Consider the following 9,894-nt stretch of genomic DNA (forward strand, 5'->3'; position numbering starts at 1 on the left):
GGGAGAGCAACGAAGGACCGCCGGAGCACTGTGTCCACTCCTGCCAGCGTTGCCGAAGGTAGGCGGCCCTCCCGGGCCGGCCCACCCCTAGCGCTCCCCTAACTGGGCGTTTACGACACGCCGAGCTCGTCGATGAACCGGAACAGCTCGTCGGCGCTGGCGGCTTCGAGCTTGCCGCTGACCGAGTCCTCCCCCGGCTCCTCGGCGTCGCCGAGCCCGTCGAGCAGGCCGCGCAGCCGCATGCCGACCCGCAGCCGCAGCGCGGTGTCGCCGGCGGTGGCCGCCAGCGCCTCGGTCAGCTGGTCGATCGTGGCCAGTACGGCCTCCGGGGTCATGCCGCCGCTCACCAGGCGATCGAGCAGCAGCCGGGCCACCGCCGCCGGGGTCGGGTGGTCGAAGACCAGCGTCGCCGGCAGGGTCAGTCCGGTGGCCGCGGTCAGGCGGTTGCGCAGGTCGACCGCGGTCAGCGAGTCGAACCCGAACTCCTTGAACGCACGGCGGGCGTCGACCGCGTCCGGGCCGTCGTGGCCGAGCACCGCGGCGGCGTGGCCGCGGACCAGCTCCAGCACGATCTGCTCGTGCTCGTGCGGCGCCGCGGCGGCCAGCCGCCCCCGCAGCGCCGAGCCGGCGTCGGCCGGCGGAGCGGCCTCGACGGTCGCCTGGAGGGCCCGTACGAGGGGCAGGTCGGCGATCAGCGGGCGGGGCCGGGCGAAGGCGAAGGCCGGAGCGAAGACCGACCAGTCGACGTCGACGACCGCGAGGAACGTCTCCCCCGCCCCGGCGGCCTGCCGCATCGCGGTGATCGCCGCCTCGGGCGCCATGCCCTGGAAGCCGCGCCGGCGCATGTAGTCCTCGCCGCCGCTCTCCTCGGCCATCCCGCCGCCTGCCCACAGCCCCCAGGCCACCGACGTGACCGGCAGGCCACGCTCCCTGGCCTGCTCGGCCAGCGCGTCGAGGGCGGCGTTGGCCGCGCCGTAGGTGCCCTGGCGGGCACTGCCCCAGACGCCGGCGTTGGACGAGAACAGCACGACCTGCTCCAGGTGCGCGGGGTCGAGCAGGTCGAGCAGATGGACCGCGCCCTCGACCTTGCCGGAGCGGACGTCGGCCAGCTCCTCCGGGGTGGAGTCGGCGAGCAGGACCGGGGTGAGCGTGCCGGCGGCGTGGACCACCGCGGTGACCGGCTCGGGCAGGCCGGCCAGCAGCGCGGCGACCTGCGCCCGGTCGGCGGTGTCGCAGGCGGCGATGGTCACCCGCGCTCCGAGCGCGACCAGTTCCTCGTACAGCTCCGCGGCGCCGGGGGCGGCCGCGCCCCGGCGGCTGGTGAGCACGACGTGGTCGGCGCCGGATCCGGCGGCCCACCGGGCCACGTGCCCGCCGAGCGCGCCGGTGCCGCCGGTGATCAGTACGGTGCCGTGCGGCTCCCACAGCGGCGCGGTCGGGTCGGCCGGCGCGGGCAGCAGCCTGCGGGCCAGCACGCCGGTGGCGCGGACGGCGACCTGGTCCTCGTCGTCCAGGCCGGCCAGCACGGCCGCGACCCGGTCGGCCGCCCGGGCGTCCAGCGTCACCGGCAGGTCGAGCAGGCCGCCCCAGGCCTCCGGGTGCTCCAGCGCGAAGGTGCGGGCCAGCGCCCAGACCTGGGCGGGGGCGAGCCGGGACGCCGGGTCGCCGGGGGCCGCGGCGACCGCGCCCCGGGTGAGGATCCACAGCGCGGTGTCCAGGCCGCCGATCGCCTGGGTCAGCGCGAGCGTGTCGAGCACCGCGCGGTCGTCGTCGCGCAGCGCCAGCAGCGAGACGACACCGGCGTAGGGCTTGGCGGCCAGCGTCTCCCGGTCGAAAACCGTGCTGTGCTCGACCTCGGCGCCGGCGCCGACCAGTACGAGCGTCACCTCGCCCGGATCGACGTCGGCCGGGTGGAGCACCAGCCAGGTGCCCGACAGCCTGCCCGGTTCCGGCTCGGGCAGCGGCTTGAACGCGATCCGGAACCGCCAGGCGTCCAGTTGCGAGCGTTCTCTCTGGCCACGGCGCCAGCCGGCGAGCGCCGGCAGCATCCGGGCGAGGGCGTCGGGGTCGACGCCGAGCGTCCGGCCGAGCGTCGCGGCGTCGGCGGCCTCGACCGCGGACCAGAACTCGTCGTCCGGTTCGTCGGTGGCCGCGCCGGGCGCGTCGGTCAGCCAGTAGTGCTGGTGCTGGAAGGCGTAGGTGGGGACCTCCAGCGCACGACGGCCTCCGGTGAGCACCGTCGCCCAGTCCACCGGCACGCCGGCGACCCAGGCCTCGGCAAGGGTCCTGATCTCCCGGTCCGGGCCGTCCTCGTCCCGGCGGAGCGTGCCGACCGCCGCTGCGTCACCCGTGTCGCTTGCGTTGTCGGAGGCGATGTCCTGGATGCCGGCGGTGAGCACCGGGTGCGGGCTGACCTCGACGAAGTGCCGGTACCCGTCGGCGAGCAGGCGCTGGACGGCCGCGGCGAACCGGACCGGCTGCCGCATGTTGTCGTACCAGTAGCCGGCGCCGTCCTCGGGCGCCATGGGCTCGGCCCGCACGGTGGAGTACCACGGCACCCGGCCGGCGCCGATGCGCACCGGGGCGAGCAGCTCCAGGACGCGGTCGCGGAGGACCTCGACCTGGGCGGAGTGGCCGGCGGCGCTGGCCTTGATCCGGCGGGCCCGGACGCCTTCCACCTCGTACCGGGCGGCCATCTCGTCGATCGCGCCGGCCTCGCCGGCCACGATCACCGCGGCCGGCCCGTTCACCGCGGCGATCTCCAGCCGGCTCCGTCCCGGCTCGTCGGCGTGCTTGGCCTCGTACTCGGCGATCCGGGCGGCCACGTCGGCCTCGGCGGCGGCGACCGAGAGCATCGCGCCGGCTCCGGCGATCGCCACCATCTCCCGGCTGCGCAGCGCGACGATCCGGGCCGCGTCGTCCAGGCTGAGCGCGCCGGCGACGCAGGCGGCCGCGATCTCACCCTGGGAGTGCCCGACGACCGCCGCCGGGGTGACGCCGTGCGCGTCCCACCAGGCCGCCAGCGAGACCATCACGGCGAACAGCACCGGCTGGACGACGTCGAGCCGGTCCAGGGACGGGGTTCCCGGCTCCTGCCGGAGCACCGCCTCCACCGAGTAGTCCAGATACCGGCCAAGCGCGCCGTCGCACTCGCGCAGGCGGGCGGCGAACGCCGGGGAACGGTCGAGCAGGCCGGCGGCCATGCCCTCCCACTGGCCACCCTGGCCGGGGAAGACGAAGACGACTCCGCCGGTCGGCCCGGCCGCGCCGGTGACGACGTCGGCCGAGGGGCGCCGGTCGGCCAGGGCGGCCAGACCGGCCTCGTTCAGCGCGACCGCGCGATGCTCCAGCCTGGCCCGGCCGGCGAGCGTGTGCGCGACGTCGACCAGCGGCACGTCGGGCCGGTCGCGGAGGAACGCGGCCAGCCGGCGGGCCTGGGCGGCCGGCGCGCCGCCGTCGCGGCCGGAGAGCAGCAGCGGGACGACCGGCAGCGGCGGGTTCTCCGGTGCGGACGTCGCGGGCGGGGACTGCTCCAGGACGACGTGGGCGTTGGTGCCGCTGATGCCGAAGGAGGAGACGGCGGCGCGGCGCGGCCGGCCGGCCTCCGGCCAGGGGCGTTCGGCGTCCAGCAGCGCGACGGCGCCGGAGGTCCAGTCGATGTGCGGGGAGGGCGCGTCGATGTGCAGGCTGCGGGGCAGCACCCCGTGACCGAGCGCGAGGACCATCTTGATCAGTCCGGCGACGCCGGCGGCGGCCTGGGTGTGGCCGAGGTTGGACTTGATCGACCCGAGCCAGAGCGGCTCCTGGCGGTCCTGGCCGTAGGCGGCCAGCAGCGCCTGCGCCTCGATCGGGTCGCCGAGTCGCGTCCCGGTGCCGTGGGCCTCGACGGCGTCCACATCCTGCGGGGTCAGGCCCGCGTTGGCCAGCGCCTGGCGGATCACCCGCTGCTGGGACGGGCCGTTCGGGGCGGTCAGCCCGTTGGAGGCGCCGTCCTGGTTGACCGCGCTGCCCCGCACGACCGCGAGGATCGGGTGGCCGAGCCGCTGGGCGTCCGAGAGCCGCTCGACCAGCAGGACGCCGGCCCCCTCCGACCAGGTGGCACCGTCGGCGGCGGCGGAGAACGGCTTGCACCGGCCGTCGGCGGCCGACCCGCCCTGCCGGGCGACCTCGACGAACGTGCCCGGGTTCGCCATCACCGAAACGCCGCCGGCCAGCGCCATCGAGCACTCGCCCCGGCGCAGCGACTCCGCGGCCAGGTGCAGGGTGACCAGGGACGACGAGCAGGCGGTGTCGACGGTGAGCGCGGGGCCCTCCAGTCCGAAGACGTAGGAGACGCGGCCGGACACCACGCTGCCGGAGACGCCGGTCGCGCGGTAGCCCTCGACGCCTTCCGGCAGCGTGGACAGGCTCATGCCGTAGTCGTGGTACATCAGGCCGGCGAACACGCCGGTCTGGGAGCCGCGCAGCCCCAGCGGGTCGAGGCCGGCGCGCTCGAACGCCTCCCAGGAGATCTCCAGCAGCAGCCGCTGCTGGGGGTCCATCGCCAGCGCCTCGCGCGGGGAGATGCCGAACAGGCCGGCGTCGAACTCGCCGGCGTCGTAGAGGAACCCGCCCTGCCGGGTGAAGTCGGTCCCGGTGAGGTCCCAGCCGCGGTCGACGGGGAAGCCGGCGATCGCGTCGCCGCCGTCGCTCAGCAGCTGCCAGAGGTCCTCGGGGGAGCGTACGCCGCCGGGGAACCGGCAGGCCATGCCGATGATCGCGATCGGCTCGTCGACGTGCGCCGGACCGGTCCTGGCCGGCGACGCCGCGCCCGGCGCCAGGTCCGCGCCCAGCGCCCGTTCGAGCAGGTACCGGGCGATGGCGCGGGCGTTCGGGTAGTCGAACGCGAGCGTCGCCGGCAGGGTCAGGCCGGTGGCCGGCTGCAGCCGGTTGCGCAGCTCGACCGCGGTCAGCGAGTCGAAGCCCAGCTCGCGCAGCGCCCGGTTGCCGTCGATGGCGCTGCCGGTGGCGAACCCCAGGACGGCGGCGATCGTGCCGCGGACCAGTTCGGTGACGGTCTGCTCGCGCTCGGCCTCGGGCAGGCCGGCCAGCCGCTGGGCGAACGCGCCCGGGCCGCCGGCGGTGGTGGCCCGGCGCGGTCCGGTCCGGACCAGCCCGGACAGGACGGGCGGGAGCATGCCGTTCTCGGCGGTGGCCCGCAGCGCGGGCAGGCTCAGCGCGACCGGGACGGCCAGCGCGGTGTCGGCGCGCAGGGCGGCGTCGAACAGGGCCAGGCCCTGGCCGACCTCCAGCGGCAGGATGCCGCCGCGCCGCAGCCGGCGCCGGTCGGCGTCGGTGAGGTTGCCGGCCATGCCCTCATCGGTGTTCCACAGGCCCCAGGCCAGCGAGGTGGCCGGCAGCCCCTGGGCGCGCCGGAAGGCGGCGAAGGCGTCGGTGAACGTGTTGGCGGCGGCGTAGTTGGCCTGGCCGGCGTTGCCGAGCAGGCCGGCGGCCGAGGAGAACAGCACGAACGCGGCGAGCGGCCGATCGGCGGTGGCCGCGTGCAGGTTCCAGACGGCGTCCGCCTTGGGGCGCAGGACGGCGTCCAGGCGGTCGGGCGTGAGGTCGGCCAGCAGCCCGTCGTCGAGCACGCCGGCGGTGTGGAACACGGCGCTGACCGTCACGCCGCGCAGCGCGGCCTCGACGGCCTCCGGGTCGGTGACGTCGCAGGCGACCGCGCGCACCCGCGCGCCGTCGAGGTCGAGGCTTCCGCCGGAGCGGGACAGCAACAGCAGCTCGCGGACGCCGTGGGCGGCGACCAGGTGCCGGGCGACCAGGCGGCCGAGCGTGCCGGTGGCGCCGGTGACCACCACCGTTCCGGCGGTCAGGTCGGGGAGCTCACCATCGGGGGCGGCGTGCCGGACGATCCGGGGCACCAGGACCTGTTCGCCGCGTACCGCCGCCTGGGGGTGGCCGGCCGCGAGCACGTCCGGGATCCGGTCCGTGGACGGAGCGTCGACGATCGTGAGCCGGCCGGGGTGCTCGCTCTGCGCGGACCGGACCAGCCCCCACAGAGCGGCGGAGACCAGCCCGGGCACGGTGTCCGCGGGGTCGGCGGCGATCGCCCCGTCGGTGCGTACGACCAGGTGGGTGTCGGTCCACTTCTCGTCGGCGAGGAACCGTTGCAGGGTCTCCAGCAGCCGACCGGTCTCGCCCCGCACCGCGGCACCGTCCGGGACGGCGTCGCTCGCGCAGTCCAGCACCAGCACGTCCCCGGTGTCGCCGGGGAGCGCGTCGCCGAGCGTGATCGTCGGCAGCGGGCTCGCCGTACCCGCCGGCACCCCGGCGTCCATCCAGTCCAGGGCGTACAGCGGCGTGCCGGGCTCGGCGCCGAGCTGGTCGGCGGTGACCGGCCGGACCGCGAGCGCGTCGATGTCGAGGACGGGCAGTCCGGCCTCGTCGACGGCGTGCAGCCGGATCGTCTCCGCGCCCTCGCCCGCGGTGAGCCGGACGCGCAGCGAGCCGGCGCCGACGGCGTGCAGGTGGACGCCGCCGAACGCGAACGGCAGCCGGACCGCGCCGTCCTCGCCGGGCACCAGGCCACCGGCGGCCAGGGCGTGCAGGCAGGCGTCGAGCAGCGCCGGGTGGACGCCGTACCCGTCGGTGCCGCTGTCGGCGTCGAGGGCGACCTCGGCGAGGATCTCGCCGTCGCGTCGCCATACCTGGCGCAGCCCCTGGAACGCGGGCCCGTAGACCAGGCCGGTGCCGGCCAGCGCGGCGTAGAGGGTCTCGGCGTCGATCGGCTCGGCGTCACGCGGCGGCCACGGCAGGTCCGCCGGTTCGGGCGCCGGCCCGGCCGGGCGGAGGGCGCCGGTGGCGTGCGGCGTCCAGGGGTGCTCCCTGTCGGGTCGGGAGTGGATGGTGACCACGCGGCGGGCGGTGCCCGGCTCGGGCGCGGCGACGGTGACGCGCAGGTCGACGCCACCGGTCTCGGGCAGCGCCAGCGGGGCCTGGAGGAGGAGTTCCTCGATGAGCGGGGCGTCGGTCCACTCGCCGGCCGCGAGGGCCAGCTCGACCAGCGCCGCGCCGGGGATCAGGACGGTGCCGAGCACGTCGTGGTCGACGAGCCAGGGATGGGTGCGCCGGGAGACGTGCCCGGTGAAGACCACGGTGTCGGAGTCGGGCAGCAGGACGGCGGCGGCCAGCAGCGGATGGCCGGTGTCGTCCAGCCCGGCCCCGGCCAGGTCGCCGGCGCCGGGTGCGGAGGCCAGCCAGTAGTGCTGCCGCTGGAAGGGGTAGGTGGGCAGGTCGGGGAGCCAGTGGCCGTCGGTGGGCCAGGCCCGCCAGTCGACCTCGACCCCGCGGACCCACGCCTCACCCAACGCCCGGACCTGCCCCGCCGGACCGTCCTCACCCCGCCGCAGCGTCCCCCACACCCCCGCATCCGGAGCGCACTGCTCCAACGCCAGTCCCAGCACGGGGTGACCGGAGATCTCGGCGAACAACCAGAAACCGTCCTCGGCCAGCTTCGCCACGACGGGTGCGAACCGCACCTGCTGCCGTAGGTTCGCCCACCAGTACTCCGCCCCCACCGCCTCGACGACCTGCTCACCGGTGACCGTCGAGTACCACGGGATCACCGGTGCCGCGCCCTGCACGTCCGCCATCCCGGCCAGGACCGCGTCGCGTACCGGCTCCACCTGCGGTGAATGCGAGGCGTATCCCACCTCCACCAGCCGGGCCCGCACCTCCTGCGTCTCGCACCAGGACACGAACGCCTCAAGCGCCGGCCGCTCCCCCGCCACCACCACCTGCGTCGGGGAGTTCACCGCGGCCACCACCAGGCCCGCCCACCACGGGTCGGCCAGCCACTCCGCGACCTTCTCCGCGGGCGCACTGACCGAGGCCATCCCGCCCGTGCCGTCCAGCTCCACCAGCGCCCGGGAACGGGCCGCCACCACCCGGGCGCCATCCTGCACCGACAACGCCCCGGCCACCACGGCCGCGACGACTTCACCTTGCGAGTGGCCGACCACCGCGGCCGGGATCACTCCGTAGGAGGCCCACCAGGCGGTCAGCGCCACGCCGACCGCCCACAGCACCGGCTGCACCACCTCCACCCGGGTCAGCCACTCGTCGCCACCGCGCAGGACGGCCTCCACCGAGAAGCCCACCAGCGGCGCCAGCGCCGCATCACACTCCCGGAGACGTTCGGCGAACGCCGGGGAATCCAGCAGCCCCACCGCCATCCGCAACCACTGCCCGCCCTGACCCGGATAGACGAACACCACGTCGGAGTTGCCCAGCGGGGATCCGGTGACCGGGCCGAGGCCGGCGGCCACCGCGTCGAGGCTCTCGGCGTCCCAGGCGATCGCCCGGCCGGGCAGCGCTCCCCGGGTGACCAGCGTGGCGCCGACGTCGGCCAGGGAGGCGCCGGTGGCGCTCAGGTGGTCGCGGACCGTGGCGGCCTGGGCCCGCAGCCCGTCCGGGTCGGCCCCGGCCAGCGGCAGCGGAACGATCGCCGAGGTGCCCGCCGGTGCCGCGGCGGCGGCCGGCGCCTGTTCGAGGACGATGTGGGCGTTCGTGCCGCTGAACCCGAAGGAGGAGACCGCGGCCCGGCGGGGGGCGTCGTCCCCGGTCGTCCAGGGCCGGGCCTCGGTGAGCAGCTCGACGCCGCCCAGCTCCCACTCCACGTGCGAGGAGGGCGCGTCGACGTGCAGCGTCTTCGGCAGCACGCCGTGGCGCATGGCCTCGACCATCTTGATCACTCCGCCGACGCCGGCGGCGGCCTGGGTGTGGCCCAGGTTCGACTTCAGCGAACCGAGCCAGAGTGGGGTCTGCCGGCCCTGGCCGTAGGTGGCCAGCAGGGCCTGGGCCTCGATCGGGTCACCGAGCCGGGTGCCGGTGCCGTGCGCCTCCACGGTGTCGACCTGGGCCGGGGTGAGCCGGGCGTCGGCCAGCGCGTCGAGGATGACCCGCTGCTGGGAGGGGCCGTTCGGGGCGGTCAGGCCGTTGGAGGCCCCGTCCTGGTTCACCGCGCTGCCCCGCACCACGGCGAGGATCGGGTGGCCGAGGCGCTGGGCGTCGGACAGGCGCTCGACGAGCAGCACGCCCGCGCCCTCGGACCAGCCGGTGCCGTCGGCGGCCTCGGCGAACGGCTTGCACCGCCCGTCGGCGGCCAGCCCGCCCTGCCGGGCGAACTCGACGAACGTGTTCGGGGTGGCCATCACGGTGACGCCGCCGGCCAGCGCCATCGCGCACTCGCCCCGGCGCAGCGCCTGCACCGCCAGGTGCAGCGCGACCAGCGACGACGAGCAGGCGGTGTCGATGGTCAGGGCTGGGCCCTCAAGACCGAAGGTGTAGGCGACGCGACCGGAGACGATGCTTCCGGAGGTGCCGGTGGCCAGATAGCCCTCGACGCCCTCGGGCAGTGTGGTCAGCTGGGTGGCGTAGTCGTGATACATGACGCCGGCGAACACGCCGGTACGGGAGCCCTTGACGCCGAGCGGGTCGAGACCGGCCCGTTCGAACGCCTCCCACGCGCACTCCAGCAGGAGCCGCTGCTGCGGATCCATGGCCAGCGCCTCGCGCGGGGAGATGCCGAAGACCGCCGGATCGAACGCGCCCGCGTCGTCGAGGAAGCCGCCCTCCTGGGCGAAGTCACCCTCGGCCACCGCCCAGCCGCGATCCTGCGGGAAGCCGGTGATCGCGTCCCGGCCGGCGTCCAGCAGGTCCCAGAGCTGCCCGGGCGTGCGCACCCCGCCGGGGTAGCGGCAGGCCATACCGATGATCGCGATCGGCTCGGCGGCCTTCTCCTGGACGTCGACGAGGTCGCGGCGGGCCTGACGGAGGTCGGCGGTCGCCCGCTTGAGATAGTCGCGGAGCTTCGCTTCGGTGTCCATGTCTTGCCAACTC

The 9,894-nt window shown here is 75.9% G+C and carries 1 protein-coding gene; it reads right to left on the minus strand.

Annotated elements, in window-relative coordinates; all coding sequences use genetic code 11:
- Positions 1 to 110: 110 nt before the first annotated feature.
- Positions 111 to 9,881, minus strand: a complete 9,771-nt coding sequence (locus tag DKM19_RS33950) for a type I polyketide synthase (protein WP_110701445.1) — start codon at positions 9,879 to 9,881, stop codon at positions 111 to 113.
- Positions 9,882 to 9,894: the final 13 nt, after the last annotated feature.

The organism is Streptosporangium sp. 'caverna', from assembly GCF_003203775.1.
Taxonomy (GTDB): Bacteria; Actinomycetota; Actinomycetes; order Streptosporangiales; family Streptosporangiaceae; genus Streptosporangium; species Streptosporangium subroseum.

Excerpts from the sequence above, each read along its gene's own strand:
- DKM19_RS33950 (WP_110701445.1), bottom strand. The coding sequence starts at position 9,881 with ATGGACACCGAAGCGAAGCTCCGCGACTATCTCAAGCGGGCGACCGCC.